A 26849-nucleotide genomic window follows, 5' to 3' on the forward strand; every position below is an offset into this window, starting at 1 on the left:
ACTCGAACAAGCCCACAAACGCCGCCTTGCCTGGCACCGCCAGCAAAGGCACACTGAACCCATCCAGGACCCCGACGATGTTGTCTGATCAAACGCGAATCTCTATCGCAAAGTCAGAAACACCTCAGCTTAAAGAACAGACCCCTCCCTTGCGGCATCGGCACGTCGTGCACCTCCCTGAGTCCCGGCATGGTGTCGACCAGATCTGACAGTTGTTGCACCGAGAGGCTGAACGGCATTGGTGGCACCCGGTAGCGCTTGGAGGAGCGCATCCCTTTGGGTGCGATTTTCTTGACGACCGTCGGTCGCAGGTCGAAGAACATCTGTCCGCCGGCAAACCGCTTGGCGCACTGGGCGATTAGCTCCATTGCCTGGTGTGGCTGTAGGTACATCAGCAAGCCCTCGGCGGTGATGAATACGCCGTTGCTGCTATCCACCTTGTCCATCCACGTGTAGTCCAGAGCGGACTGCGCTAGGCTGCTGATACGCCCAGAATGCGGCAACAGACGCTGCCGAAGTTCGATCACCGGCTCCAAATCAACTGACAGCCAATGGAATTGAGCGTCGGGGAGTACGCTGCTAAGGCGCCAGAAACTCGTCTGGAAGCCTTCTGCCAGCGCAACGACGGTGGCCTTGGGGTGTTTGATCAGATATGCGATTGCACACCGATCGACGGCCAGTGAGCGCAGCGCCATCTCTTGGCCTCTGCGTCCAAACATTTCGAAGTCGAAATCGATGGACTCGACGAGTTTGATCGCCATCGGGTCGTCGATGATCGCGTCAGGCCGCGCAGCTTGGTAGGCCCTACCGTTGAGGGTCAGCAGCGCCGTTTCCGACACGCCGCTTAGCGTTCTGGCATCCACTTTGGCGTTGCCTGAATGGCTCATCGCCTCAACCCTAGCCGGTACAGGTGGCGCCAATCTCCTGCGATCGTTGGGCCGAACCGCCACTATGCCCGTCGCGATATATACCCCCCGGGGTATACACTAGGGACCAGTATGCGTTTTGGGAATACTCTGCCATTTGCCCACCGTGGGCTGCGGCACCCCCAATTTCACGGCCGCCGCCTTGTTGGACAAACCCTCGAAGCAGGACAGGATGATCCTCGACCGCAACGCCAACGCCTGCGACGACTTCGCCCGCCGTGACCACCGAACCAACTGGTCGCGCTCCGGTCAGCACCAGCTCCGCCCTCGGCCGTCCGCGCTTCGCCACGCATCCAATTATGCTTCATGGCAACACTATTCGCGCAGTAACCGCGCTGCAGCCGCAAGTTACAATTATGTAACGAAGTTATGGCGCGGGACGCTAGCTACCCCGCAAACACGAGATCGTCGTCGTTTCCCCGAACGCCGTCCGTCGAACATCTGGGTTGGTGTGGGCCGGATGGAACCGGCGAAGGTGCTGATTCCACTGAGACCGATTTACCGGCGCAAGGGTATCGCCTTCCATCAGGGGCTCGCGACAGCCATCCGTCCGGAGGGCACCGCGGAGCAGACCTCGCCGTCGGTGGACTTCACCTATACCGACGACGAGCACCGCGGACAGACCGCCAACCTGACCTACGAATACCTGATCAACGCCACCGGCCCACAGTTGAACTTCGCCCCAGTCGGCTGTGGACCGAGTCGCTGTTTCGCGAACGCGAGGTCAAGGCCATCACGCAGGCCCCCGTGCACGAGGTGATGGACGGCAAACTGCGTTACGAACAGCTCGACGGCAAGGTGCACCACCTGAACTTCGACTTCGTGATGCTGCCGCCGCCGTTCAAAGGCGCAAGTCTGGCCGCCTACGACAGGGGCGGCCACGACCGATCGACGGGCGTGCCGGCCAATATTCGTTGGCGTGCACCGCTTTTCAGCTGCTAACGGGGGCGCCGCTGTATGGCGGTTCCAATCTCGAGGTGGTGATCGGCCAACATGTCAGCGCCCCACCGCCCTCGATCGGCACCTACCATCCGGAGTTGACCGGGCCCGATCCGGTGTTCACCACCGCGTTGGACAAGGAGCCGTCAAAGCGGTTCGGCAGCTGTGGGGAGTTTGCCGACCATTGACGAAACGCTAACGCGCACCGGCGATTAACCCCAGGGCCGTTGGTTGCCGGTGCCCGCCGTTTGACTGTCGAGTATCGCCGGTGAGGCAACACATGAGTCTGGTGGCGATACCCGGCCGAAATTGCCGCTAGGGCTGTGATCAGCCAGCCAATCGCAGCCGCTACGGCAATCTGGGCAAGACTGGTCGACGTCCCGGAATTGAAATCGTCGCCTAAGGTGTGATCCATGCCTGGCAGCTGGGTGGTTGACGGTGCTCGCAGTGTCAGTTGCGGGAGTCGGCGGGTAGCACGGACCTAACACAAGGTAGCCGGCCATGAGCGGGTTGCAGCTTCGCGCCGTCGTGACGGACCGCGGTCTGGACGTGGAATTCGTCGTCTCGGCGGGGGAGGTGCTGGCGATTGTCGGCCCCAACGGCGCCGGCAAATCCACCGCACTTCATGTCATTGCCGGGCTGGTTCGCCCTGACATGGGTCTGGTGCGCGTCGGAGACCGGGTGTTGACCGACACCGCGGCCGGGATCGAGGTGGCCACACACGACCGCCGGGTGGGGCTGCTCCTCCAGGAACCGCTGCTGTTTCCGCACCTGAGCGTGGCCGCCAACGTGGTATTCGGACCGCTCAGCCGTCGCGGGATGTTCCGGTTCGCTCGTTCCCGGCGGCGGGAGTCGGCGCTGCGCTGGTTGAGTGAGGTGGAGGCCGCGCAATTCGCTGACCGCAAGCCGCGGCAGCTATCCGGGGGTCAGGCCCAGCGGGTGGCCATTGCGCGTGCACTGGCGGCGGAACCTGATGTACTGCTGCTCGACGAGCCGCTGACCGGACTGGATGTGACTGCGGCCGCGGCGATACGGGCCGTGCTGCGGGGCGTGGTTGCCGACACCGGCTGCGCCGTGGTTTTGATAACCCACGACCTGCTGGATGTGTTTGCGCTGGCTGATCGGGTGATGGTGGTCGAGTCCGGGAAGATTTCCGAGATCGGTCCGGTGGCCGAGGTGCTTGCCGCGCCCCGGAGCCATTTCGGGGCCCGCATCGCGGGTATCAACCTGGTCAGCGGGACCATCGGCGCCGACGGCACACTGCACAGCTCCAGCGGCGCCGTTTGGCATGGGATCGCGGCACAAGATCTCACCAGTGGCCGCGACGCCGTCGCGGTGTTCGCGCCGACAGCGGTGGCAGTGCACCTGGAACAGCCGCACGGCAGCCCCCGCAACACCGTCGAAGTGACCGTGACGGAGTTGCAGACCCGCGGTTCCGGGGTCCTGGTGCGCGGTCCGGATCAGCCCGACGGCGCCCCCGGGCTGGCCGCCAGCATCACCGCTGATGCCGCGGCGGAGTTGCGGCTGACGCCCGGGACGCGCGTGTGGTACAGCATCAAGGCGCATGAAGTGGCGCTGCACCCGGCAGCTCGCCGATAGGAGCTGCCGATGACGAACAGTGTCGACACCGGCAGGCCATCCTTGCTTCATGGCGACAACACGGTAGGTTCGTCGCCATGCATCAGGTGGACTCCAACACGACACGTCGCAACGGACTGTGGGCAACGCTGGCGATCGCCACCGTAAGCAGCGCCGGCGCGCTCACCATCGCGCTGCCGGCGACCTCCAGCGCCGACCCGGAGCCGGTACCCGCGCCGGCCACCACGACAGCCGTCGCGCCCCCCTCGACCACCGCAGCGTCGCCCGCACCCGCACCGGCGACCACTCCGGCGACGCCGCCACCGGGAACCACCAGCACGCCCGCGGCACAGCCGGCCGATCCGAATGCGGCACCGGCACCGGCCGACCCCAACGCACCGCCCCCACCCGTTGCCGATCCCAATGCACCGCCAGTGCCTGTTGCCGACCCGAATGCACCGGAACCCGCCCGGATCACCAACGCCGTCGGCGGATTCAGCTTCATCCTGCCCCCGGGCTGGGTGGAGTCAGACGCTTCGCATCTCGATTACGGATCGGCGCTGCTCAGCAAGGCAACCGGGGAGCCACCCATGCCCGGACAGGCACCGCCGGTCGCCAACGACACGCGTATCGTGCTGGGCCGGCTGGACCAACGGCTTTACGCCAGCGCCGAAACCACCAATCCCAAGGCCGCGGTCCGATTGGGCTCGGACATGGGTGAGTTCTTCATGCCGTACCCGGGCACCCGAATCAACCAGGAAACGATTCCGCTCAACGCCAACGGGGTGTCCGGAAGCGCGTCGTACTACGAAGTCAAATTCAGCGATCCGGCCAAGCCGAACGGCCAGATCTGGACCGGGGTGATCGGTACGCCCGCCGGGAGTACGCCCAATGCCGGGCCTCCGCAGCGCTGGTTCGTGGTGTGGCTGGGGACCTCGAACAACCCGGTGGACAAGGGCGCGGCAAAGGCTCTCGCCGAGTCGATCCGTCCTTGGACACCCCCGCCGGCGCCCGCGCCGGCACCGGCTCCGGGCGAGCCGGCGGCGGAGCCGGGTGCGCCCGCGCCGGCGCCCGCACCGGTTCAGGCTCCGGCCGCGGGAGTGACGCCGACCCTCACCCCGACACCGCAGCGGACCCAACCGGCGTAACCGGCAGTCGCAGTCGCGGAGCGCATATCCGCCCCGGTTAGCCGGGGCGCCGCGAAGTCGACCATTCCCATCGCCGCGCGAACCGGGTATACCGAGATCACGGTCCAGCAGTCGAGTTGGGCTTTGTTGGTGATGAGCCGGTTATGAGCCGGTGATGACAAGGAGATCCCGATGGGTGTCATGGCAGCAACCGAATTTCTGGCCCGTTCGACGACGCTGACCAGCGTCGGCTGGATCGGCTACATCATCATCGGCGCCATCGCGGGCTGGATAGCGGGCAAGATCGTCAAAGGGTCGGGATCCGGGATCTTGACGAACATCGTCATCGGCATCGTAGGAGCGCTGATCGGCGGCTTCCTGCTGAGCTTCTTCGTCGACACGGCAGCAGGCGGCTGGTGGTTCACGCTGTTCACCGCGATTCTCGGCTCGGTGATCCTGCTCTGGCTAGTCGGCATGGTGCAGAAGCGTTAACAGCAGCTAACCCGTTGCGGCCGTGGCGGATTGCGGCATGATGAGGTGATGTCCGCAGCGGCGATCACCCCAACGATGACGACCTGGCAGGTACGCCGGCCCGGCCCGATGGACACCCGCCCTCTTGAGCGGGTCAGCACCGAGATGCCGCGACCTGGACCGGCTGACCTGCTCGTGGCGGTGCACGCGTGCGGGGTCTGCCGCACCGATCTGCACGTCGCCGAGGGCGATCTTCCCGTGCACCGCGAACGGGTGACTCCCGGACATGAGGTGGTAGGGGAGGTCGTCGAGGTGGGCGCCGATGCCGGCGACGAGTTCCAGGTCGGGGACCGGGTTGGTATCGCTTGGTTACGCCACACCTGCGGGGTGTGCAAGTTCTGCCTGCGGGGCGACGAGAATCTGTGTCCGAAGTCGCGGTACACCGGCTGGGACGCCGACGGCGGATACGCCGAATTCACTACGGTCCCAGCGGCTTTCGCGCACCACCTGCCCAGCGGCTACAGCGACAGCGAGCTTGCGCCGCTATTGTGTGCCGGCATAATCGGATACCGCTCACTGATGCGGGCGGAGCTGTCGCCCGGCGGTCGGCTGGGCCTTTACGGCTTCGGCGGCAGCGCCCATATCACTGCGCAGGTCGCGCTGGCCCAGGGCGCCGAGGTGCACGTGATGACCCGCGGAGCGCAAGCGCGCCGGCTGGCGCTCGAACTCGGCGCCGCCTCCGCCCAAGGTGCCGCCGACCCGCCCCCGGTGCCGTTGGACGCTGCCATTTTGTTCGCTCCCGTCGGCGACCTGGTGCTGCCCGCCTGCGAGGCTCTGGACCGGGGCGGTACGTTGGCGATCGCCGGCATCCATCTCAGCGATATCCCGGCCCTGAACTACCAGCGGCACCTATTCCAGGAGCGCCAGATCCGGTCGGTCACATCGAACACCCGGGCCGATGCGCGCGCGTTTCTCAACTTCGCGGCGCATCATCACATCCAGGTCACCACTCCGGAATACCCGTTGGGACAAGCCGATCGTGCGCTCAGCGACCTCAGCTCCGGGCGCATCGCGGGTGCGGCCGTGCTGCTGGTCTAACCGGGTTCAGGTGCTCAGGTGCCAGACCACGGCGGCGGCCAGCGCGCCCAACCCGTTCAGCGACCAATGCAGGGCTATCGGTGCGAGCAGGCTGCCGCTACGCCGGCGCAGCCAGCTGAACACAAAGCCGGCCGCGCCGGTGGCCAACACCGCCAACGTCACCCCGGCCAGCATCCCGACGATCCCGCCCCCGAACAGCCGCGTGAAGCCGACATTGGTGCTGGTCAGGCCCAATGACGTCGCAACATGCCACAGACCGAAGAGCAGCGAGCCCACCATCGTGACGCCCCGAAATCCCCAGGCACGATTCAGCGCGCCGTGCAGGACACCGCGGAACGCCAGCTCCTCGGGAATGACGGTTTGCAGCGGTATGACGAGCATCGAGGCGATCAGCGCCCCCGAAACCGTCGCGTAGCGGTTGTTCAGGAACATCGGTCGAGTCACCGGCACCAGCACCCCGACCGCGATCACCGACACCACCACGGCCACGGCAGCCAGCGCATACCCCAAACCGGATCTCCAGTGCTGCCGACCCAGACCCAGTTCGGTCCAGCCAAGCCCACGCCACCGGACGAGGATCAGCAGACCGACGGCGGCGGCCGGGACGGTCGCGATGCTGGCCCACGGTGTGGTGAAGTGCGCCACCAGATTAGTCAGCACCAACACCACGACGACGACGGCGATATCGAGGTGGATCCGCAACCGCTCAAGTTTCGGCATCGGCAATGCCAGCGCGTCGTGCTGAGCGCTGGCGGCGGCTTGGTCGGAAGCTGGGTCACGCATCGTCGCGAGTCTACCCGTGCGCGGCCGAATGCCCGTTCTCTTCGGCAGCGCAGACCAGATCAAGTGTCGACGCAATCGTCGGCCAGCTCCGAGCCGCAGCGGGTCACCCTTTGTCCGGCGTCAGCCTGCGGCGCGCGTACTCCAGAAGTTCGGCCGAGAGCGCGTCTGCCACCAACAGCTGGGGCAGCAGCTCGGGTTCCGACATTCGGGCGCGGAAGACGAGGCCGATGGTCACTTCATGATCGGGGCGGTGTTCGATGGTGATCGAGTCACCCGGGCGAACTGTTCCGGGGGAGATCACCCGCAAGTAGGCGCCGGGCTTTCCTGCTTGGGTGAAGGTGTTGATCCAATGGCTCAATTCCAGGAATGCCGAAAACGTCCGGCAAGGCGTCCGGGGCGCGGATACTTCTAGCACCAAGCCGTCCGTGCCGACGTGCCATCGTTCGCCGATCCGTGCGCCGGTCACATCGATGCCCACGGTGGTCAGATTCTCGCCGAACATTCCGCTGCTGAGCGTGCGCTGGAGTTGAGATTCCCAGCCGTCCAGGTCTTCTCGGGCATACGCGTAAACGGCCTGGTCGTCGCCGCCATGGAATTTATGATTGCCGATGGTGTCGCCGACCAGCCCGCTGCCCAGACCACCGTGCATCGGGCCCGGCGCTTTGACCATGACCGGCTCGGTTACCGCCACCTTGTCGATGCCCGTCACCTTGGACAATGCGCGGGGATCAGGGTTTGCTCGGGCACGGGCCACGTTCACAGAAAAGACATGCGCCACCCGCACAGGCTAGCGCTGCCGCGCTGGTGGCCGGCAGACCCTGCACCCGATCGTCTGGTTCCGGGCCGCGAGGACCGGGTGCAATGGTGTCAATGAGTTCCCGGCCCTCCCCACGGCGCAAGTACGACAGCCAGTCGTCGCCGCGCCGACGCGGAGGCCCGGCAGCGCAGGGTGATTGAAGCGGCGGCCAGGCTGTTCGTTGAGCAGGGGTTCGGCGCCACCTCCATCAACCAGATCGCCGCCGCGGCCGAAGTGTCAGCACCGACCAGCTACGCGACATTCGGCTCCAAGGCCGGTGTGCTGGCCCGCGCGATTGACGTCGCCGTCGTCGGCGACTACGAAGATGTCCCGGTGGTGGACCGGGTGCTGAGCCTTATCGAGGAGGCCGGCCCGCAGGAACTTCGGCAATTTGCCGCCGCCGCCCACGTCATCCGCACCATCAAATAAGCGGGTAGCGCCGCTGATCCGGGTGATGAAGCAGGCGACATCGGCCGACCCCGCCCTACAGCAGCTGCCCACCTGTCTGATCCGCGCGCTGCGTTCCGATTGCGCCGCGGCGATCGAGAAGTATTGGCGGACCGCCCTGCGCAGTGGCCTCTCCACGAAGGAAGCCGCCGACGTGTTGACGACAATGACGTTGCCGCAAACCTATTCGATGCTCACCGCCGACATGGGTTGGTCACCGGATCGCTACCAGAAATGGCTCGCCCATGCGTTGCCGCAGCTGCTGCTGCGGCCGGAGCTCTTAAGCGACTGACCCGGCCACTGAGCCGGATTGGTCGTCTCGTTCCCGTCACTCACTGCGCCGGATTGGTCGTCTCGTTCGACTCCCAGGCCCATCCCGCGATCCGGGGGTCGTCGGCGCCGTGCTCACGGGTGTACCGACGTGCCGCGAGCCGGGCGTCGGCCATCCGCTGGCGTAGCACGGCGGCTCGGCTGGCCAGCCCATCAACGCGGTCGATGACGTCCATGACCAGGTGAAAGCGATCCAGATCGTTGAGCATCACCATGTCGAACGGTGTCGTCGTGGTCCCGCGCTCCTTGAACCCGCGCACATGAATACGGGGGTGATTGGCGCGGCGATACGCGAGCCGATGGATCAACCACGGATACCCGTGGTAGGCGAAGATGACCGGCTTGTCGCGAGTGAACAATGCATCGAATTCCTTGTCGGCCAAGCCGTGTGGGTGCTCGGACTCCGGCTGCAGCCGCATGATGTCGACGACGTTGATCACCCGCACACCCAGCCCGGGCAGTTCCCGCCGCAGAATGTCGGCGGCTGCCAGCGTCTCCAGCGTCGGCACGTCTCCCGCGCAGGCCAGCACCACGTCGGGCTCACCGGTCGCCGTGCTTGCCCACTGCCAGATGCCGAGCCCGCGAGTGCAGTGCGCGATGGCCTCGTCCATGGCGAGATAGGACAGCGCTGGTTGCTTGCCGGCGACAATGACGTTGACATAGTCACGGCTGCGCAGGCAGTGGTCGGCCACCGACAACAATGTGTTGCCGTCGGGCGGCAGGTAAACGCGTACAACCTCAGGTCGCTTGTTGGCGACCAGGTCGATGAATCCGGGATCTTGATGCGATGCGCCGTTGTGGTCCTGGCGCCACACATGGGAGCTCAGCAGGTAGTTCAGCGACGCGATCGGTCGCCGCCATGGCAGTTCGCGGCTGGTCGACAGCCATTTGGTGTGCTGGTTGAACATCGAGTCGACGATGTGCACGAAGGCCTCGTAGCAGTCGAACATGCCGTGGCGGCCGGTCAGCAGATAGCCCTCCAGCCAGCCTTGACACAGATGCTCGGACAGCACCTCCATCACCCGGCCTGCCGCAGACAGGTGATCGTCGTCGGCGCTGGTCTCCGACAGCCAGGTCCGCCCGGTCGCTTCGAATACGGCGCTGAGCCGGTTCGACGCGGTTTCGTCCGGGCCCATCAGCCGGAACCGATCCGGGTTGCGCCGGATCACGTCTCGCAGATACGTACCGAGCACCCGGGTGGCCTCGTGGGTTTCGCAGGCCGGACGTGCCACCGGCACCGCGTAGTCGCGGAAGTCGGGAAGATCGAGGTCGCGCAGCAGCAGCCCGCCGTTGGCGTGCGGGTTGGCGCTCATCCGCCGATCACCGGTAGGTGCCAGCGCCCGCAGCTCGGCCCGCAACGTGCCGTTGTCGTCGAAGAGCTCATCGGGCCGGTAGCTGCGCAGCCACTCTTCAAGCTGCCGGCGCCGCTCGGCGCTGTCATGGGTGTCGGCGAGCGGGACCTGATGCGAGCGCCAGGTGCCCTCGACCTTCTTGCCGTCGACCATCTTCGGCCCGGTCCAGCCCTTGGGTGTGCGCAGCACGATCATCGGCCAGACCGGCCGCACGGAATTCTCGCCCGCGCGGGCGGCGTGCTGAATGGCCGCAATGTCGTCGAACGCGTCATCGAGCGCAGCAGCCAGCTGCCGATGCACCCTGAGCGGATCGTCCCCGGAAACCGTGATCGGTCGGTATCCGTAGCCCCGCAACAGCGATTCGAGCTCGTCGTGCGGAATGCGGGCCAGCACCGTCGGATTGGCGATCTTGTATCCGTTGAGGTGCAGAATCGGCAACACCGCCCCGTCGATCGCGGGGTTGAGGAACTTGTTGGAATGCCAACTGGTAGCCAGCGGGCCGGTTTCGGCCTCGCCGTCACCGACCACGCAGGCCACCACCAGATCGGGATTGTCGAACGCCGCGCCGAAGGCATGCACCAGCGCGTATCCGAGCTCGCCGCCCTCGTGAATAGACCCCGGGGTCTGGGCCGCGACATGGCTGGGGATGCCGCCGGGGAAGGAGAACTGCCGAAACAGCCGCCGCAATCCTTCGGTGTCTTCCCCGATGCCCGTGTACACCTCGCTGTAGGTGCCTTCGAGGTAGGCGTTGGCGACCAGGCCGGGGCCGCCGTGCCCGGGGCCGGTGACGTAGATGACGTTGGCGTCGCGGTTGCGGATTACCCGGTTCAGGTGGGCATAGACGAGGTTGAGCCCCGGCGTGGTGCCCCAGTGTCCCAGCAGCCGGGGTTTGACGTGTTCGGCTGACAGCGGCTCGGCCAGCAGCGGGTTGTCCAGCAGGTAGATCTGGCCGACCGACAGGTAGTTGGCGGCACGCCAATACGCGTCGATGCGGGCCAGTTCGTCGTCGGAAAGGGTCGCGGCTGTCGGGGTTTCAGGGCTCACCGGGCTCACCGGGCCGATTGTGCGCGCCCTCGGTGAACTGCCAGCTGAAGCCGGTCAGTCCTGTCCACGAGCGCGGGCCTCGTAGGCTTTGCGCTTGGCGACGTCGACGTCGTCGGTGAAGACGTGTTCGCCGCCCAAGATGCGGTTCAGTCCCTCGGCCACCGGCCGCGGCATGAACTTCTGCGAGACGACCATCGCGCCAGCCGCCCGGGTGACCCGCACCCGCGGCTTCGGGTGGGCCACCAGGCGCACGATCGCGTCGGCGATTTTCTCCGGTTCTGCGTTCTTGAATCCCTTGACCCCGGCGGTCCCGGCGGTCAGTTCGGTGTTGACGAACGTCGGCAACACCATGGAAAACTTCACGCCCGCCGAGCGGTATTCGAGCCGCGCCGAGTCGGTGAACGCCACTACCGCGTGCTTGCTGGCGCAGTAGGTGGCCAGCCCCACCGCGTAGAGCTCGCCGGCAAGCGAGGCGACGTTGATGACCTGCCCACGCCCGCGTGGGACCATCCGCCCAACGGCCAACTTACTGCCCAGGATGACCCCGAAGACGTTGATGTCCAGAATGCGGCGGGTAACCGAGTCCGGCTCGTCGATAATCCGCCCGACCGGCATGATGCCGGCGTTGTTGACCAGCACGTCGATCGGGCCGAGTTGGCGCTCGACCCGGTCGAGAAAGTCCGAAAACGAATCTCGGTCGGTGACATCGAGTTTGCCGTAGACGTCCAGGCCCAAGTCGGCACCGGACTCCTTGACCTTTGCCTCGTCGATGTCGCCGATCGCAACCCGGGCGCCCAACTTGTGTAGGGCGGTTGCCGTCGCCAACCCGATGCCTCGTGCGCCGCCGGTGATGACGATGACCTTGCCTCGCACCTTGACACCGAGGGATGCCGTGTCTGCCATGTTCGTCCTCTCCGGGGCTTGACGGGTGTCAACTAGGCAACCTGGTAAGCACACCACCCGGCCGCGGGCTTCGCAACAGCCGCGCCGATACTGCAACGGTGACGCAGGTGCGCGCAGCCGTCCCGGAGGACGCCGAAGCGGTGGCTCGGGTCCACGTCCGGTCGTGGCAGTGCGCCTATCCGGGACTCATCGACCAGGAATACCTCGACGGTCTGCGGCCCGAGGCGTGGGCGGGCAGATACACGTTCGGCCGCATGGGCCTTCGGCTGCCAGCCACCGTGGTGGCCGTCGACGGTTCTGCCATCTGCGGCTTGGCCACCACGGGCCTGAGCCGGGACCACGACTTGCCGAATTGCGGTGAGCTGATGGCAATCTACGTCGATCCCGCCTGGATGGGTAGCGGGGTCGGCCGGTTGCTGATGGCCGCTGCCCGAGATCGGCTGCGTCGAGTCGGGGTCAGGCACGCTTCGTTGTGGGTGCTGGACCGCAATGTCCGCGCCCGGCGGTTCTACGAGCGCGACGGGTGGAGCTTCGACGGCACGCGGCGCACCGAGGTCTTCGGGGCCATGACGGTGGAACAACTGCGCTACCAACGCACGCCGGTCTGATCCCGGGCAGCACGGCTTCGAGTTCCCGCACGCCGCGACCCGGCCCCACAGCTACGCAGCCGCAACCAGGTGCGCTATTGACGGTTTCCCTATCGCCGTCGGCTGAGAGGTTTATCCAAGTTCAGTTGCCAGCAAACTCCGAAAGTGTCGTGCCCCAACCGAACTTGGCGCTGAAGTCGTAGCAGGCCAACGGCGTCAGCACCTGACCGCCCTTGGACAAGGGGCCATACGGTCGACGGCCGGGACGAGGCGCCCGGAGGCGGGCGGACCGGCGGGTACGGTGTGCGCATGGCCGACGGGTTGCTCGATGCGGTGCGCGTCCTGGACCTGTCCGGTGGTAGCGCCGACACCGTCACCCGGTTGCTGGCCGATCTGGGTGCCGACGTCCTGAAGGTGGAAGCTCCCGGCGGCAGCCCGGGACGCGGCGTCCCGCCTACGTTGGCCGGCAGCAGCATCCCGTTCGCCGTACACAACGCCAACAAGCGCAGCGCGGTGCTGAACCCGCTCGACGAGCACGACCGCCGGCGTTTCGACGAGCTCACCGCCAGCGCCGACATCGTGGTCGACAGCGGTCTTCCGGGAGCTGCGTCCGCCTACGGGACATCCCGGCATCCCTTCTACGACGCGACGACGATTTTCCCCGATCACGTAGTGGGACGTGTCGTCGCGATCCTGGCCCTGGCCGCGCTGATCCACCGCGATCGCACCGGAGCCGGTGCCCACGTCCACGTCTCTCAGGCCGAAGTCGTCGTCAACCAACTCGACACGCTGTTCGTGACGGAAGCCGCACGGGCCGCCGGCGCCTCCGAAATCCGCGACGACATCAGCGTGCACGCGGTCTGCCCCTGCGCCGGTGACGACGAGTGGTGCGTCATCTCGATCTGCACAGATGTCGAATGGCGTTGTGCTGCATCTGTTTTCGGTAAGCCGGAATTGGTCGACGACCCGCGCTTCGCGACGGCCGAGGCTCGCAGGGCCAACCGCGCCGAATTGTCGGCGGTGATGTCGGCGTGGACGAGCGCTCGCACCCCGTTGCAGGCGGCCCAACTACTGCAGTCGGGCGGAGTCGCTGCGGGCCCGATGAACCGCCCGCCGGACCTGCTCGAGGATCCTCAGCTGGCCGAGCGGCAGCTGTTCGCGACCATGGTGCATCCGCTGATTTCACGTCGGCTGCCGGCGGAGACGGGTCCGGCGCCGTTTCGCCATATCCCCCATTCACCGCGGCGGCCGGCGCCCCAGGCGGGGCAGGACACTCGTACCGTCTGCCACGAGCTGCTCGAGATGAGCAGCGACGAGATCGAGCGGCTGATCGCCGAGGGCGTGCTGTTCGGGCCGGCCGGCGGGTAAGGGTCCGCGAACGCGACGGCTGGTGTGTGGCTGGCCGAAGCCCGGCGCTAGGTTCGAGGCATGCCCGTTGATCCCAGGACTCCGGTGCTGATCGGCTACGGTCAGGTCAACCATCGCGACGAGATCGACCCGGCCGGTCCGTCGGTCGAACCGGTCGACTTGATGGTCGCAGCGGCCCGGCAAGCCGCCGATTCTCAGGTGTTGGCGGCCGTGGACTCGATCCGCGTGGTGCACATGCTGTCGGCGCACTACCGAAACCCGGGGCAGTTGCTCGGTGAGCGCCTCGGCGCCGGCGGCTTCACCACGAGCTACGGCAGTGTCGGTGGCAACACGCCACAGTCGCTGGTCAGCCAGGCATGCTTGGACATCCAGCGGGGTCGCGCCGACGTGGTGCTGATCGGCGGCGCCGAAACCTGGCGTACCAGGACCGGGCTGAAGTCTCAGGGCAGCCGGCTGGTGTGGACGCGACAGGACGAATCGGTTCCATTGCCTGAAATCGCCGGTGACGACGTCCCGATGGCGGGGGAGGCCGAGCTCAGGATCAAGCTGGACCGGCCCGCCTACGTCTACCCGCTGTTCGAGCAGGCGCTGCGCATCGCCAACGGCGAGTCGATGGAGGATCACCGGCGCCGGGTCGGTCAGCTGTGGGCCCGCTTCAACGCCGTCGCGGTCGACAATCCCTACGCCTGGATCCGCACCCCGATGACCGCCGAGGAGATTTGCCGGCCCGGCCCGCAGAACCGGATGATCAGTTGGCCCTACACCAAGTTGATGAACTCCAACAACATGGTTGACCAGGGCGCGGCGCTGATCCTGACGTCGGTTGAGCATGCCACCCGCCTGCAGGTCCCCAGCGAGCGCTGGGTTTACCCGCACGCCGGTACCGACGCCCACGACACACCCGCGATCGCCGAGCGGGCTGAGCTGCACCGGTCTCCGGCCATCCGCATCGGCGGTGCGCGTGTGCTGGAGCTGGCCGGCCTGACCACCGACGATGTCGACTACGTCGACCTGTACTCGTGCTTTCCCTCTGCCGTGCAGGTTGCCGCGGCCGAACTCGGCCTGGCGACCGACGATCCCGCCCGCCCGCTGACGGTCACCGGCGGCCTGACCTTCGCCGGCGGCCCGTGGAGCAATTACGTCACCCACTCCATCGCAACCATGGCTGAACTGCTGGTGGCCAACCCCGGCAGCCGCGGCCTGATCACCGCAAACGGCGGTTACCTGACTAAACACAGCTTCGGCGTGTACAGCACCGAGCCGCCCACGGAATTTCGTTGGGAAGATGTGCAGTCGGTCGTGGACCGCGAGCCCACGACGGCGGGTTTGGTCGAGTGGGAGGGGATCGGAACGGTCGAGGCGTGGACCACACCGTTCACCCGGGAGGGCCGGCCCGAGAAGGCCTTTGTGGCCGTGCGCACGCCCGACGGGGCACGAAGTCTGGGGGTGATCACCGATCCCGATACGGCCGAAGCGACGGTGCGCCAAGACATTGCCGGGGCCAAGGTTGTCATCGCCGCCGACGGCAGCGCGACGTTACGGTAACCGGCCGCGACGATCTAGAACGCCCTTCCGGGTCACGGTCCGGACTCAATTTGTCGCGCAAGTAGGGTCGGCGTGCTTATTGTCATGACAAGACGTTGGGGAAGGTGGGCAGGGTGCACGTCCTGGTTACCGATGCTGCCGGCGCGGTCGGGCGACTGGTAGCGCGCCAGCTGATCGCGGCCGGACTCACGGTCAGCGGCATCGCCCCGCACCGACACCCATCCCTGGATGCCGGTGTCGATTTTGTTTGTGCGTCGCTGCGCGACCCGGTGTTGCTGGAGTTAGCCGCCGAAGCGGACGCGGTGATCCATCTGGCCCCGGTGGACACCAGCGCACCGGGCGCGGCCGGCCTCAACGGCCTGGCGTATGTGAGCAATGCGGCCTCCCGTGCGGGCGCACGGCTGCTGTTCGTGTCCCAGGCCGCGGGGTCACCCGATCTCTATCAGCAGGCCGAGGCCTTGGTGGCCAGTTGTTGGGCGCCGAACTTGGTGATTCGCATCGCGCCGCCGGTCGGTCGGCACCTCGACTGGATGGTCTGCCGGACGGTGGCCACGCTGCTGCGCAGTAGGGTCTCGGCGCAGCCGATGCGGGTGCTGCACCTCGACGACCTGGTTCGCTTCCTGGTAGTGGCGCTGAACACCGACCGCAACGGTGTTGTCGACCTGGCCACGCCGGACGCCGCGAACCTGGTCACCGCGTGGCGGCTGCTGCAATCGGCCGACCCACGCCCGCGAACGCACCGGATTCGCCGCTGGACTGACCTGATTCCGCAGATGGACACCGCTGCGGCCCAAGAAGATTGGAAATTCCAGTACGGGTGGCAGGCGACCGAGGCGATCGTGGACACCGGTCGCGGACTGGTGGGCCGGCGGCTGGATCGTGGTGGCGCGACCATCGGGTCAGGCCAACTCGCGCTGCCGATCGAGCCGGTCCCGCGGTCGTTTCCCCGTTACGGCGCGACCGTGAACTCGGTGGGGCCCGACGGGCTCGAGGGTGAATTCGACGACCGGATCGATCCGCGGTTTCCGGTATTCAGCGCAACCGGTCTCGCCGAAGCGCTGCCCGGCCCGCTGACGCCGATGACACTGGACGTACAGATGGGCGGACTGCGTGCCGCAGGTCGGGCCATGGGTCGAATCCTGGCACTGGGCAAGGTGGTTGCCCAGGAGTGGGAGAGCAGGGCCATCGCGGTATTCGGTCATCGCCCCTACGTCGGCGTGTCGGCCAACATCGTCGCTGCCAGCCAGCTGCCGGGCTGGGACGAGCAGGCCATCACCCGCCGTGCGCTGGGGGACCATCAACCGCCCACGGGCCTGCTGCCGTTTGGGCGACCCCAGTTGGCCGGCGGAGCACTCGGGTCGGTCGCCAAGGTGGTCGTGACGGCTCGGTCGCTGTCGCTGTTGCGTCATCTGCGGGCTGACACGCAGGCCTATGTTGCCGCGGCGTCGGCAGAGCACCTCGATGCCGGGCAGCTGAGCGAACTGCCGGACGCCAGTCTGGAAGTACGGGTTCGTTTGTTGCGGGACCGGATTCACCAGGGCTGGATCCTCACCTCGCTATGGGTCATCGACACCGGCATCACCGCCGCGACGCTCGAGCACACCCACGCGAAATCAAGCGTGTCCGGTATCGGGGTGATCATGGAGAGCGGTCGGGTCGCGGCGGTGAGCACTGAGCTGACGGATATCCTGCGGGCCGATGCACCGCTGTGCGCCCTGGCCCGCGAGGGCAACGTCGACAGTATCCGGGCGCTGTCGCCGTCGGCCGCTGCGGCCCTCGACGCGGCCGTTGCCCAGCTGGGACACCGCGGCCGGGGGGAAGCGGAGCTGGCCAACCCGGCATTCGGCGACGACCCGTCGCTACTTTTGACCTTCGCTGCGCAAGCCGCTGCGGCGCCGGCCGAGCCGGCGCCACCGGCGACGTTTGCCCAGCGGTTGGCGGCCAGTGCTCGCAGTTCGCGAGAGTTGGCTCACGACACCACCATCCGGTTCACCCATGAATTCCGGATGACGCTGCGCGAGTTAGGATCGCGGCGGGTTGCGGCGGACCTGATCGACGCCGTCGACGACGTGTACTACCTGACCTGCGACGAGCTGGTCACCATGCCGGCCGACGCCCGGTTGCGGGTCAAACGCCGACGCACCGAGCGCGAGCGGCTGCAAGCTCAGCCGCCGCCCGACGTCATCGACCACACCTGGAAGCCCCCGGACTAGGAGCCGACCCGCACTTCGGCCAACGGCGATGCGGGATCAGCCAACCTGCCGGCGTCGACCGGGGCTTTCGATCGGATCAGGGCTTTGACGTCGTCGAGCACGTCCCAAATATTGACGTTCATCCCGGCCACCACCCGGTTGTCACCGTCGAGCCAGAACGCGACGAACTCCCGGCCGGCGACGTCGCCGCGAAACACCACCCGCTCGACGCCGGACGCGTGGCCGGCGTACTCCATCCCGAGGTCGTACTGATCGGTGAAGAAGTAGGGCAGCTCGGCGTATTCGCCCGGGGTGCCGAGCATTCCGGCGACTGCCACCGCGGGTTGTTTGAGCGCGTTGGCCCAGTGCTCGGTGCGGATCCGGGTGCCCAGCAGCGGGTGCTCCGCGGCGGCGAGGTCACCGACGGCATAGATATCGGGATCGCTAGTGCGCAGCGACGCATCGACCTGGACACCGCCGTCAGCCATCGCCAAGCCGGCCTGCTGGGCCAGTTCGACGTTGGGCGTCGCGCCGACGGCCACCAGCACGGCCTCGGCGGCGATGACGGACCCGTCGCCCAGCTTGAGCCCACTGGCCCGGCCGCCCTGCGTCGTGATCTCGGCCACCTGCGCTTCCAGCCGCAAGTCCACACCATGATCGCGATGCAGGTCGGCAAACACCTTGCCGACGGTGTCGCCCAGCGCGGCCGACAGCGGCTGGCAGGCCGCCTCCACCACGGTGACATCGACGTCGCGCTGCCGAGCGCTGGCGGCCACCTCCAGACCGATCCAGCCCGCGCCCACGACCGCGAGCGAAGAGCCCTCGGCCAGCACGGAATTCAGCGCCAACGCATCCTCGAACGTGCGCAGGTAATGCACGCCGGCGGCGTCGGCGCCGGGTATCGGCAGGCGACGCGACGCCGATCCGGTCGCCAGCAGCAGCTTGGCGTAGTGCACGGTGGTGTCGTCGGGAAGTCCGACGGTGTGAGCGGCGGGATCCAGCGACGACACCCGCGCTCCCAGTCGCAGGTCGACATCGTGGTCGCGATACCAATCCGAGTTCTGCACGGTGAACTCGTCGAGCGACTTCTTGCCCGCCAGGAATTCCTTGGACAGCGGGGGACGCTCGTAGGGCAGCTGCTCCTCTTCGGCGAAGAGCGTGATGGTGCCGTCGAAACCCTTGTCGCGCAAGGCTTCTGCCGCTTTGGCGCCCGCAAGCCCGCCGCCGACGATGACGAATGTTGTCGAACTGGCCATGCCCCCCAGCCTACTTAGCTCAGCAGCTCCCGCAATGACAGCGCGTTACGGACCGCGTGGCCGCCCAGGTCGTTGTTGAAGTACATCCACACGTCGCGGCCCTCAACGTCCCAGTCGGTGATGCGGTCGGCCCAGCGTCGCAGGTCGTCGGGCGAATACGAACCCGCGTACATCGCGTCCCGATCGGGACCGTGCATCCGGACGTACACCAGGTCGGTGGTGGCCCGTGGGATACACGCGAGACCGCCGCCGCTCATCACCACGTAGGCGGCGCGGTGGGTTTCCAGCACCGCATATACCGCCGGGTCGTTCCAAGACGGGTGGCGCAGCTCGACGGCCACCCGGATCGACGCCGGAACGCTGCGCAGGAAGGAATCCAGCCGCGCGTCGTCGCGTCGCTGCTCGGGATGCAGCTGCACCAGCAGCACGCCGTGACGATCACCCAGCAGCTGCCAACAGCGTTCGAACCGCTCGATCCAGGGTTCGGGCGACACCAGCCGGCGGTAGTGGGTCAGACCGCGGTGCGCCTTGACCGACATGGTGAACCCGTCGGGCAACTGGGCTCGCCAGCCCGCGAACGTCGAATCTGTGGGCCAGCGATAGAAGCTGGCGTTCAGCTCCACGGTGTCGAAAGTCTGCACGTAGTAGGACAGTCGCCGGACAGACGCCAGCCCGGGCGGATACAGCACGTCAGACCAGTGGTCATAAGACCAGCCCGATGTGCCGATCCGGACGGTCATGTGGTGCTCAATCGGTCACCTGGCGGCGCACGTCGTCGTCCAGGGAAGCGCGGACCAGCGCCGCCGCCAGCCGGGCGTTGGCGCCGGCGGCCAGCGCCGAAAGCTTTGCCGGATCGGTGGGCAGGCCCATTTCTTTGGCCGCGGCGGTGGCCCGGTCGTCGAAATACGGCCGCGCCCAGGTCCACACATCCTGCACCTCGCGCAGGAAGATATCGGCACCAGTGTTGCCAATCCCTTTGAACTGCTTGAAAATTCGCTTGGCCTTCGACGGGTCGTGGTCGCTGCGGCGCGCGATTTCGCGCAGGTCGCCGCGGAATTCGTCGCGGACTCGCTCGGCCATTTCGGTAAGCCGGGTGGCCGAACTTTCGTCATAGCGCACATAGTGGGCACGGCCGAACGCATCGATCATGGTCTGTCGCCGGGATTCCAGCACCGCTTTGGGGGTGCGCAGGCCCGCCTTGAACAGCTCCCGCGCGGCGCGCATGGCGATGGTGGCGTCGATCGGCTTGCTGGCCAGCATGCACAGCACCAGCAGTTGAAACAGCGGCATCGGCTTGTCGGCGACGCGAATACCGGCCTCGGCAGCGTAGCTGGTGCCGGCGATCTCGAGCAGTCGTTTCACCCGTTGCTCGGGCTTGTCCATTGGGGCGGCGTACCCGCATTTGCCGGCCGCAAACCGGGTGGTCATTTAGGCGGCAGGCTATGCACCCAGGTCACGCTGCGCGTGATCCAACTGTGAAGCTGCCGTTTGGTTTTCACCCCTTCCGCGGCGACGCGCAACCATCCGCGGGTTTGCCGGCCGGCCATCACCATGGAGCTGACGTGGGCGCCACCGAGCAGCCTGTCGGTGTCCGCCGGCGGCACCCGGACCAGAAGTCCGCCCTGACCGCTGACGGCCACGGCCAGGTGCCCATCGATCAGGAAGGCAAGCCCGCCGAACATGCGCTTTTCGTCCACGCCGGACTGCGACGCCAGCAACTCGCGGATCCGTTGCACGAGGTCGATGTCGTAGGCCATCCGCGGTCAATCCAGGTCGACCCGGATAGTCAGCAGGTCGCTCCCGATAGCGCGCACGGCCGCGCTGTTGACCCGGGGCAGGTCGCGCAGCCGCTGCCGCGGGTCGTCATCCGGCAGTAGATGCGCGGTCCCGGTACGCCACTGGCCGCCGATGCGCACCCGGACGGCCGGGTTGGCCTTGATGTTGTAGACGTAATCCGAATGTTCGCCGTGTTCGGACACCATCCAGAACTGGTTGCCGATTACCTTTCCGCCGACGGCGGTGCGGCGCGGTTGTCCTGTTTTGCGGCCGATGGTTTCGAGCATGGTCAGCGGCAACTGCCGACCCAGGGGGTTGGCTACCAGCCGTTGAAAGCGATGGACCACGTGCCGCTTCAAATCCCGAATATTAGTCACGGTTAGCGATTCTGCCGCATTTCTCGGACTGCGCGGTCCATCGCGCCGGATTGCAGCGCCGCCGGGTTGATGGTGGCGGTGCCAGCATGCGGACAGCCGCCCCCACGGGGCGGCTGTCACAACTTCAGTTATTCAGGAGCCGTGTAGGGCATGCGCCTACCCGACTTCGGCGCCCGTACCGCCTCCGACGCTGCCCCCGGCCTGCGCGCCCGGGAATACGTGGAACTGACCGTCCGCGGTGAACACACCCCAGGCGTTGACGGCTGGGTTGTACACGACCGGGAGGTTGACGTCCGGGTATTGCGGTGGACTCCACGTGGCCGGAAGTCCGTAGCGGATCGGCTCGTTGTAGTGTCCCGGCGGCGGGGCGCCGCGCTGTCCGGGCGGAAGCGGGCTGCCTGGACCGTTACAGTTGACGCCCGGGCCGCCGCTACAAATGGGCTGCCCCGGGATATACGGCCCCGGCACGTTCGGGTCCGGCCCCGGCACATTCGGACCCGGCACATTCGGACCCGGGACATTTGGGCCGGGAACCGGACCGGGCACATTTGGCCCCGGGGGATCGGCTTGCGCCAAACCGGCGCCGATTCCCAGCGCCGCAGACCCGAGAGCACCGGTCATCGCGGCCGTAGCCGCCATCTTGCTGAGCTTCATGCGAACTCCTTGTTCGAGCAGTTTGACTGCCACGCAGGCAGCACAACTGCGTGGACGTGCTGTTCACTTATCGCCCACTCCCGAAGTTGGTTCATCGGGCGTGGGGGATGACCCCCTGGGCGCTGGTTTACCCGGACTCCGGAAGGCGAAAACGCCTTCAGTCAGATTCTTGACAGCATTCTCTACGGCACTCGGCATGGAATTCACATACTTCACCGGGGATCAATGCACTGACCAGCAGTATCAGGCAGCCGCCGTAGTGGCCGCCGCCGGCTCGAGCGCCTACGCGACGATCTCTGTGATGTCGGTCATCGGGCGTTTCAAATACCTCGGCCGGCACATCGTCGAGGTCCGGTTCGTTGCGCGACGGGATAATGCCGTTGACAAACCCTGCACGTTGGGCGGCGAGCAGCTCCCAGAACTCCGCCAATCGGCAATACCCGCCCGTTGAGCGTCGCCTCAGTCTGTTGCGCTTGACCCGGCGGATGGCGGATTTGTCCCTGGCCGCAGCTCCCGGCGGTGCTGTAACGAGATTGCCGCCATGGTCGCGCTCGAGGTCCCAGGCGCAGCCCGTGAACCAGAATTGTGGCAATCTCGGCGCCTCGCCGCGACGAACGTCACGCAGTTGGGCGAGGCCCCAACCGCTGCAATTGCGTCACGTGCCTGGGCGAAAGCTCCGCCAAGGAGGTCACACCCAACAGCCGCATGGTCCGGATCACACCACTTCCCAGGATCTCGATGGCGCGTGCGACGCCGGCCTCGCCACCGGCCATCAGCCCGTAGAGATAGGCCCGGCCGACCAAGGTGCACCGCGCTCCCAGCGCGATCGCCGCGACGATATCGGCGCCCGACATGATTCCGGTATCCATCAGGATCTCGGTGTGCTTGCCGAGTTCCCGGGCCACCGTCGGCAGCAGGTGAAACGGAACCGGCGCCCGATCCAGTTGCCGGCCACCGTGATTGGACAAGACGATGCCGTCGACCCCGCATTCCACCACGGCACCCGCATCGTCGAGCGTCTGAATCCCTTTGACGACGAGTTTGCCCGGCCACTGGGCCTTGATCCAGGCCAGATCCTCGAACGTGAGGCTGGGATCGAACATGGTGTTCAGGTACTCACCGACGGTGCCCGACCAGCGATCCAGCGACGCGAACGCCAGCGGTTCGGTGGTCAGCAGGTCGAACCACCAGCGCGGGTGGCCCAGCGCGTCGAGGACGGTGCGCAGCGTGAGCGCCGGGGGGATCGTCATGCCGTTGCGGACATCACGCAACCGGGCGCCGGCCACCGGAACGTCGACGGTGACCAGCATGGTGTCGAACCCCGCGGCCGCCGCGCGCTTGACCAACGCCATCGACCGATCCCGGTCGCGCCACATGTACAGCTGAAACCACTTGCGGCCCTTGGGAACCGCGGCCACCAGATCCTCGATCGCGCAGGTGGCCAGGGTGGACATCGCGAACGGAATCCCCGCCGCGGCTGCCGCCCGCGCGCCGGCGATCTCCCCTTCGGTCTGCATCAACCGGGTGAACCCGGTCGGCGCGATCCCGAACGGCAACGCCACCGGCTGGCCGAGGACATCCCAACCCGGGCACACCGTGGTGACGTCACGCAGGATCGTGGGGTGAAACTCGATGTCGCGGAACGCCTGTCGGGCCCGCCGGATCGACAGCTCTTCCTCGGCGGCGCCATCGGTGTAGTCGAACGCCGCCCGGGGGGTCCGCCGCTTCGCGATGCGCCGCAGATCCTCGATGGTCAGCGCGGCATCCAGGCGCCGCTTGGTGTGGCCGAATCGAGGCCTTCTCAGCTGAATCAGCGGTGCCAGGTCGCCAACCTTGGGCACCCGTCGCCGGAAGGCCATTACCCGCTGGAACCGATGCTTAGCCGCGCCATCCCACCAGTGTGCAACCGTGGTCGTATGACAAGACCATCCGACCCCTTCGACTTGAAGCGTTTCGTCGACGCGCAGGCTCCGGTCTACCGCGGCGTGGTTGCGGAGCTGCGCTCGGGTCGCAAGCGAACTCACTGGATGTGGTTCGTCTTCCCGCAACTGCGAGGACTGGGCCACAGCCCCATAGCGGATTACTACGGCATCTCGTCGATAGCGGAAGCACGCGCGTATCTGGGCCATGACCTGCTCGGGCCGCGCCTGCATGAGTGCACGCAGCTGGTCAACCAGGTGCAGGGCCGCTCCATCGAAGAGATCTTCGGTTGGCCCGATGATCTCAAGCTGCGCTCGTCGATGACGCTGTTCGCCCGCGCCACCGCCGACAACGAGGATTTCGTCGCGCTGATCATCCGGTATTACGGCGGGCAGCAGGATCCGGCGACGCTGGCGCGCCTGAAGGCTTGCTAGAGCGGGCGGTCAGCCAACGGCAGCCAATGTCTGGGCGGCGGTAACCGCTTGTGCCACACCGGAAACGGTGGCCGCGGCCTTCAAGGCCTCCAGCACCGCCTCCCGGCCCACACCCGCTTCCCGCAACGTGTGCTCGTGGGCGACCACACAGTGCGAGCAGCCGTTGATCGACGAGACCGCGAAGCACCACAGCTCGAAGTTGGCCTTGGCCACGCCCGGATTGCCGATGACATTCATCCGCAATCCGGGGCGCAGGTCGTCGTACCGCCCGTTGAGGAAGCCGCGGCCACGATAGAACACGTTGTTCATGCCCATGACCGATGCCGCTGCCAGCGCCGCCTGGTATGCCGTTTCCGACAGGTTGTCGGCCGCTTCGGCCCCGATTTCGGCCAGCACTTGGGTGTTTCGCGTGGCCGCGGCGCTGGCCAGCAGGGTGCCCCACAGCTGCTCCTGGTTCAGCACGGTGCTGCGGGTGATCGAGCCCAGGTTCAGCTTGAGGTCCTTGGCGAACTCGGGCAGCGCGGACTTCAGATTCTCGACGCTCATCCGTTCTCCTCCGGCCGTCACGCCGAAGCTTTGAGCAGCTCGCCGGCGTCGATCGTCGGGTCGCCCTTGCGCCAGTTGCAGGCACACAGCTCGTCGGATTGCAGAGCGTCCAGTACCCGCAGCACCTCGTCGACGTTGCGTCCGACGGAACCGGCTGTGGCCGAGACGAATTGGATTTCGTTGTTCGGGTCGACGATGAAGGTCACCCGGTCGGCGACACCCTCCTCGTTGAGCACGCCGGTGGCCAGGCAAAGCTCACGCTTGATGTCGGAAAGCATCGGGAAGGGGAGCTTCTTCAGGTCCTCATGCTGGGCGCGCCACTGGAAGTGGACGAACTCGCTGTCGATCGAGACTCCGAGAATCTGCGTGTCGCGGTCCTCGAACTCGCCGTTGAGCTTGCCGAACGCCGCGATCTCGGTCGGGCACACGAAGGTGAAGTCCTTGGGCCAGAAGAACACCACGCGCCACTTGCCGGGGTGGTCCTCGTTGGTGATGGTGGTGAAGTAGTCGCCGGGCTGCTTGGCGTCGACCTTCGACAGATCGCCGCCGATCAACGCGGTGAGCTGGTAGGCGGGGAACTGATCGCCGATTGTCAGCAAGGACACATCCGCTCCTTAATCTGGATTTAGTCAAGATTAGCTGTCTCGACACCAATGTTGCCGCGAAACCGGCTCGAAAGTAAAGGTGATATATCACACTATACTAATCGGCATGGCCGATAAGAGTTATCAGCCGACCCTTGCCGGGCTGCGGGCTTTCGTCGCCGTCGCGAAGAAGCAGCATTTCAGTAGTGCCGCAACCACTTTAGGCGTAAGCCAGTCGACGTTATCGCAGGCGTTGGCCGCGCTGGAGGCCGGCCTCGACACCCATCTCGTCGAGCGTTCGACGCGACGAGTCCTCTTGACGACCGAGGGCATGCAACTGCTACCGCTCGCACAGGCTGTGGTCGAGGCAGCGGAGGCCTTCAACACCGCCGCCGGGGGAGCGTCCGACCCGCTGCACGGCGGCATCCGGTTGGGAGTGATTCCCACGGTGGCGCCCTACGTGCTGCCGACGGTGCTGGCCGGACTCACCCGCCGACTCCCGGCGCTGACCGCGCAAGTGATCGAAGATCAGACCTCACGTCTGCTGACGGGTTTGCGTGATGGCGCGCTGGATGCGGCCATGATCGCGGTACCCGCCGATTCCCACGGCGTTGCGCAGATCCCCATCTATGAGGAGGACTTCGTATTGGCGCTACCTCCTGGGCACCCGCTTGCCGGCAAGCGTCGGGTACCGGCCGCGGCGCTGGCGAAGTTGCCGCTGCTGTTGCTGGACGAGGGCCATTGCCTGCGCGATCAAGCACTGGACCTCTGCCACAAAGCCGGGGTCCGCGCCGAACTCGCCGATACCCGGGCAGCGTCGTTGGCCACCGCCGCCCAATGTGTGGCAGCCGGATTGGGGGTCACGCTGATACCGCAGAGCGCGGTGGCCGTCGAGGCCGCGCGCAGCCGCGTCGGGCTCGCGCACTTTGACGCGCCCCGCCCGGGCCGACGAATCGGCCTGGCATACCGCTCGTCGAGTGGTCGCGATGAGTCGTATCGACGGCTTGCCCGGATAATCGGGGAAGTGGTCGCCGCGGAACAACCGGTGCGCCTGGTCAAGCACGGCGCGGGCGGTCGGCTCTGACCCGGTGGTGGCGAAGGTAAGTTCGGGCTATGGAGAAGGTCATCGCCGTCCTGATGCGCGACGAGCCGGACGACGACTGGTGTGCCCGCCAACGCGGGCCGGTCGCCGACGCGCTGGTGAATCTGGGCCTTCCCGGACTTTCGGTCAATGTCCGCGACGGCGCGGTGCGCAAGTCCCTGATGACCCTGACCACCTTGCAGCCGCCAGTGGCCGCGGTGGTGAGCATGTGGACCCAGCAGTGCGATGGCGACCAGCTGGCGGCGGCCCTGCAGCTGCTCCACCGGGAATGTGCGCGACTCGGCGCATACCTGGTGACCGAGTCGGTTCCGATGGCCGCGCCAGCCACCGAACCAGGTTGTCGCACACCGGGTTTGGCAAATATCGCGTTGTTGCGGCGGCCTCCCGGGATGGATGAGGCGACCTGGCTGACCCGCTGGCAACGCGACCACACGTCAGTGGCCATCGAAACGCAGGCCACGTTCGGCTACACCCAGAACTGGGTGGTGCGCACCCTCATTCCCGGGGCGGCGGCAATCTCGGGCATCGTCGAGGAACTGTTCCCGGCCGAAGCCATCACCGACCTCAAGGCGTTCTTCGGGGCCGACGACGACGCCGACCTGCAGCACCGGATAAGCCGAATGGTGGCCAGCACCACCGCTTTCGGCGCCAACCAGAATATCGACACGGTGCCCACCAGCCGCTACATGTTCACCACACCTTTCGAAATGTGAG

30 protein-coding genes and 1 pseudogene are annotated in these 26849 nt (G+C 66.5%); 16 read left to right on the plus strand and 15 right to left on the minus strand.

The features are described 5' to 3' along the window. Positions 1–113: 113 nt before the first annotated feature. Positions 114–887, minus strand: a complete 774-nt coding sequence (locus EET03_RS13610) for a class I SAM-dependent methyltransferase (RefSeq protein ID WP_082274770.1) — start codon at positions 885–887, stop codon at positions 114–116. A gap of 136 nt (positions 888–1023) precedes the next feature. On the opposite strand from EET03_RS13610, the gene EET03_RS31500 reads away from it, so the two are divergent. The 7 genes from EET03_RS31500 (at position 1024) to EET03_RS13645 (ending at position 6139) form a co-directional block, all read left to right on the plus strand. Continuing rightward, positions 1024–1686 (plus strand): hypothetical protein, encoded by a 663-nt coding sequence (locus EET03_RS31500; protein WP_244232347.1) that lies wholly within the window; start codon positions 1024–1026, stop codon positions 1684–1686. Then, positions 1686–1868, plus strand: a complete 183-nt coding sequence (locus tag EET03_RS31505; protein WP_244232348.1) for a hypothetical protein — start codon at positions 1686–1688, stop codon at positions 1866–1868. The genes EET03_RS31500 and EET03_RS31505 overlap by 1 nt, the downstream gene beginning before the upstream one ends. 35 nt (positions 1869–1903) lie before the next feature. After that, complete coding sequence (locus EET03_RS30245; protein WP_167470636.1) at positions 1904–2053, plus strand: hypothetical protein; 150 nt, start codon at positions 1904–1906, stop codon at positions 2051–2053. Positions 2054–2366: 313 nt separating this feature from the next. Beyond that, the gene (locus EET03_RS13630; RefSeq protein WP_063469862.1) at positions 2367–3464 is read left to right on the plus strand and encodes a sulfate/molybdate ABC transporter ATP-binding protein; all 1098 of its coding nucleotides are present in this window, start codon (positions 2367–2369) and stop codon (positions 3462–3464) included. Positions 3465–3541: 77 nt separating this feature from the next. Beyond that, positions 3542–4591: an alanine and proline-rich secreted protein Apa gene (locus tag EET03_RS13635; RefSeq protein ID WP_075543944.1), complete on the plus strand. Its 1050-nt coding sequence runs from the start codon at positions 3542–3544 to the stop codon at positions 4589–4591. Between the two features lie 171 nt (positions 4592–4762). After that, positions 4763–5062 (plus strand): GlsB/YeaQ/YmgE family stress response membrane protein, encoded by a 300-nt coding sequence (locus EET03_RS13640; protein ID WP_063469860.1) that lies wholly within the window; start codon positions 4763–4765, stop codon positions 5060–5062. A 48-nt stretch (positions 5063–5110) separates the two neighbouring features. After that, positions 5111–6139 (plus strand): zinc-binding alcohol dehydrogenase family protein, encoded by a 1029-nt coding sequence (locus tag EET03_RS13645; RefSeq protein WP_075543943.1) that lies wholly within the window; start codon positions 5111–5113, stop codon positions 6137–6139. A 6-nt stretch (positions 6140–6145) separates the two neighbouring features. Here the strand turns inward: EET03_RS13645 and EET03_RS13650 are convergent, their stop codons facing one another. Both EET03_RS13650 and EET03_RS13655 read right to left on the minus strand, forming a co-directional pair. Further along, a complete protein-coding gene (locus EET03_RS13650) occupies positions 6146–6859 on the minus strand; it encodes a CPBP family intramembrane glutamic endopeptidase (protein WP_075543951.1) in 714 nt (237 codons plus the stop codon). 166 nt (positions 6860–7025) lie between these two features. Beyond that, a complete protein-coding gene (locus EET03_RS13655; RefSeq protein ID WP_075543950.1) occupies positions 7026–7700 on the minus strand; it encodes an MOSC domain-containing protein in 675 nt (224 codons plus the stop codon). A gap of 171 nt (positions 7701–7871) precedes the next feature. Between EET03_RS13655 and EET03_RS31510 the strand changes: the two genes are divergently transcribed. Next, positions 7872–8147 carry a helix-turn-helix domain-containing protein gene (locus tag EET03_RS31510; protein ID WP_244232349.1) on the plus strand — a complete coding sequence of 92 codons (276 nt, stop codon included), beginning with the start codon at positions 7872–7874 and terminating at the stop codon, positions 8145–8147. A gap of 25 nt (positions 8148–8172) precedes the next feature. After that, positions 8173–8457: a hypothetical protein gene (locus EET03_RS31515; protein ID WP_244232350.1), complete on the plus strand. Its 285-nt coding sequence runs from the start codon at positions 8173–8175 to the stop codon at positions 8455–8457. Between the two features lie 40 nt (positions 8458–8497). Here EET03_RS31515 and EET03_RS13665 read toward each other — a convergent pair whose 3' ends face one another. Both EET03_RS13665 and EET03_RS13670 read right to left on the minus strand, forming a co-directional pair. Beyond that, positions 8498–10891, minus strand: a complete 2394-nt coding sequence (locus tag EET03_RS13665) for a phosphoketolase family protein (protein ID WP_099194183.1) — start codon at positions 10889–10891, stop codon at positions 8498–8500. A 54-nt stretch (positions 10892–10945) separates the two neighbouring features. Continuing rightward, positions 10946–11794, minus strand: coding sequence for an SDR family oxidoreductase (locus tag EET03_RS13670; RefSeq protein WP_075543941.1), 849 nt, complete (start codon positions 11792–11794; stop codon positions 10946–10948). A 98-nt stretch (positions 11795–11892) separates the two neighbouring features. Between EET03_RS13670 and EET03_RS13675 the strand changes: the two genes are divergently transcribed. From EET03_RS13675 to EET03_RS13690, 4 genes are all read left to right on the plus strand, one after another. Beyond that, complete coding sequence (locus EET03_RS13675) at positions 11893–12402, plus strand: GNAT family N-acetyltransferase (protein WP_075543940.1); 510 nt, start codon at positions 11893–11895, stop codon at positions 12400–12402. Positions 12403–12690: 288 nt separating this feature from the next. After that, positions 12691–13749: a CaiB/BaiF CoA transferase family protein gene (locus tag EET03_RS13680; RefSeq protein ID WP_075543939.1), complete on the plus strand. Its 1059-nt coding sequence runs from the start codon at positions 12691–12693 to the stop codon at positions 13747–13749. Positions 13750–13809: 60 nt separating this feature from the next. After that, positions 13810–15294 carry an acetyl-CoA acetyltransferase gene (locus EET03_RS13685; RefSeq protein WP_075543938.1) on the plus strand — a complete coding sequence of 495 codons (1485 nt, stop codon included), beginning with the start codon at positions 13810–13812 and terminating at the stop codon, positions 15292–15294. Between the two features lie 113 nt (positions 15295–15407). Then, entirely contained in the window at positions 15408–17507 is a 2100-nt protein-coding gene (locus EET03_RS13690) for a Rossmann-fold NAD(P)-binding domain-containing protein (RefSeq protein WP_075543949.1), read from the plus strand. Here the strand turns inward: EET03_RS13690 and EET03_RS13695 are convergent. The 8 genes and pseudogenes from EET03_RS13695 to EET03_RS13725 form a co-directional block, all read right to left on the minus strand. After that, the gene (locus tag EET03_RS13695) at positions 17504–18742 is read right to left on the minus strand and encodes an NAD(P)/FAD-dependent oxidoreductase (RefSeq protein WP_075543937.1); all 1239 of its coding nucleotides are present in this window, start codon (positions 18740–18742) and stop codon (positions 17504–17506) included. The genes EET03_RS13690 and EET03_RS13695 overlap by 4 nt on opposite strands. Before the next feature lie 14 nt (positions 18743–18756). Next, complete coding sequence (locus EET03_RS13700) at positions 18757–19482, minus strand: DUF72 domain-containing protein (protein WP_075543936.1); 726 nt, start codon at positions 19480–19482, stop codon at positions 18757–18759. Between the two features lie 7 nt (positions 19483–19489). Continuing rightward, complete coding sequence (locus EET03_RS13705) at positions 19490–20125, minus strand: endonuclease (protein WP_075543948.1); 636 nt, start codon at positions 20123–20125, stop codon at positions 19490–19492. A 41-nt stretch (positions 20126–20166) separates the two neighbouring features. Next, positions 20167–20499, minus strand: coding sequence for a TfoX/Sxy family protein (locus EET03_RS13710; RefSeq protein WP_075543935.1), 333 nt, complete (start codon positions 20497–20499; stop codon positions 20167–20169). 6 nt (positions 20500–20505) lie between these two features. Beyond that, positions 20506–20895 carry a nitroreductase family deazaflavin-dependent oxidoreductase gene (locus EET03_RS13715; RefSeq protein ID WP_082274768.1) on the minus strand — a complete coding sequence of 130 codons (390 nt, stop codon included), beginning with the start codon at positions 20893–20895 and terminating at the stop codon, positions 20506–20508. Between the two features lie 156 nt (positions 20896–21051). Further along, the gene (locus EET03_RS31520) at positions 21052–21549 is read right to left on the minus strand and encodes a hypothetical protein (protein WP_244232351.1); all 498 of its coding nucleotides are present in this window, start codon (positions 21547–21549) and stop codon (positions 21052–21054) included. A gap of 282 nt (positions 21550–21831) precedes the next feature. After that, positions 21832–22010: pseudogene (locus tag EET03_RS32690) on the minus strand (S16 family serine protease); the annotation flags it as partial. Between the two features lie 156 nt (positions 22011–22166). Then, entirely contained in the window at positions 22167–23408 is a 1242-nt protein-coding gene (locus tag EET03_RS13725) for an alpha-hydroxy acid oxidase (protein ID WP_075543932.1), read from the minus strand. Positions 23409–23465: 57 nt separating this feature from the next. On the opposite strand from EET03_RS13725, the gene EET03_RS13730 reads away from it, so the two are divergent. After that, the gene (locus EET03_RS13730) at positions 23466–23903 is read left to right on the plus strand and encodes a DUF1810 domain-containing protein (protein WP_075543931.1); all 438 of its coding nucleotides are present in this window, start codon (positions 23466–23468) and stop codon (positions 23901–23903) included. A 9-nt stretch (positions 23904–23912) separates the two neighbouring features. Here the strand turns inward: EET03_RS13730 and EET03_RS13735 are convergent, their stop codons facing one another. Further along, positions 23913–24449, minus strand: a complete 537-nt coding sequence (locus tag EET03_RS13735) for an alkyl hydroperoxide reductase (protein WP_075543930.1) — start codon at positions 24447–24449, stop codon at positions 23913–23915. Between the two features lie 17 nt (positions 24450–24466). Then, positions 24467–25054, minus strand: a complete 588-nt coding sequence (locus EET03_RS13740) for a peroxiredoxin (RefSeq protein ID WP_075543929.1) — start codon at positions 25052–25054, stop codon at positions 24467–24469. A 106-nt stretch (positions 25055–25160) separates the two neighbouring features. Between EET03_RS13740 and EET03_RS13745 the strand changes: the two genes are divergently transcribed. Together EET03_RS13745 and EET03_RS13750 are read left to right on the plus strand one after the other, a co-directional pair. After that, positions 25161–26117 carry a hydrogen peroxide-inducible genes activator gene (locus tag EET03_RS13745; RefSeq protein WP_075543928.1) on the plus strand — a complete coding sequence of 319 codons (957 nt, stop codon included), beginning with the start codon at positions 25161–25163 and terminating at the stop codon, positions 26115–26117. Between the two features lie 29 nt (positions 26118–26146). Beyond that, positions 26147–26848, plus strand: a complete 702-nt coding sequence (locus tag EET03_RS13750) for an EthD domain-containing protein (RefSeq protein ID WP_075543927.1) — start codon at positions 26147–26149, stop codon at positions 26846–26848. The last annotated feature ends 1 nt before the right edge of the window (position 26849 follow it).

The sequence above is a fragment of the Mycobacterium innocens genome (assembly GCF_900566055.1).
Lineage (GTDB): Bacteria > Actinomycetota > Actinomycetes > Mycobacteriales > Mycobacteriaceae > Mycobacterium > Mycobacterium innocens.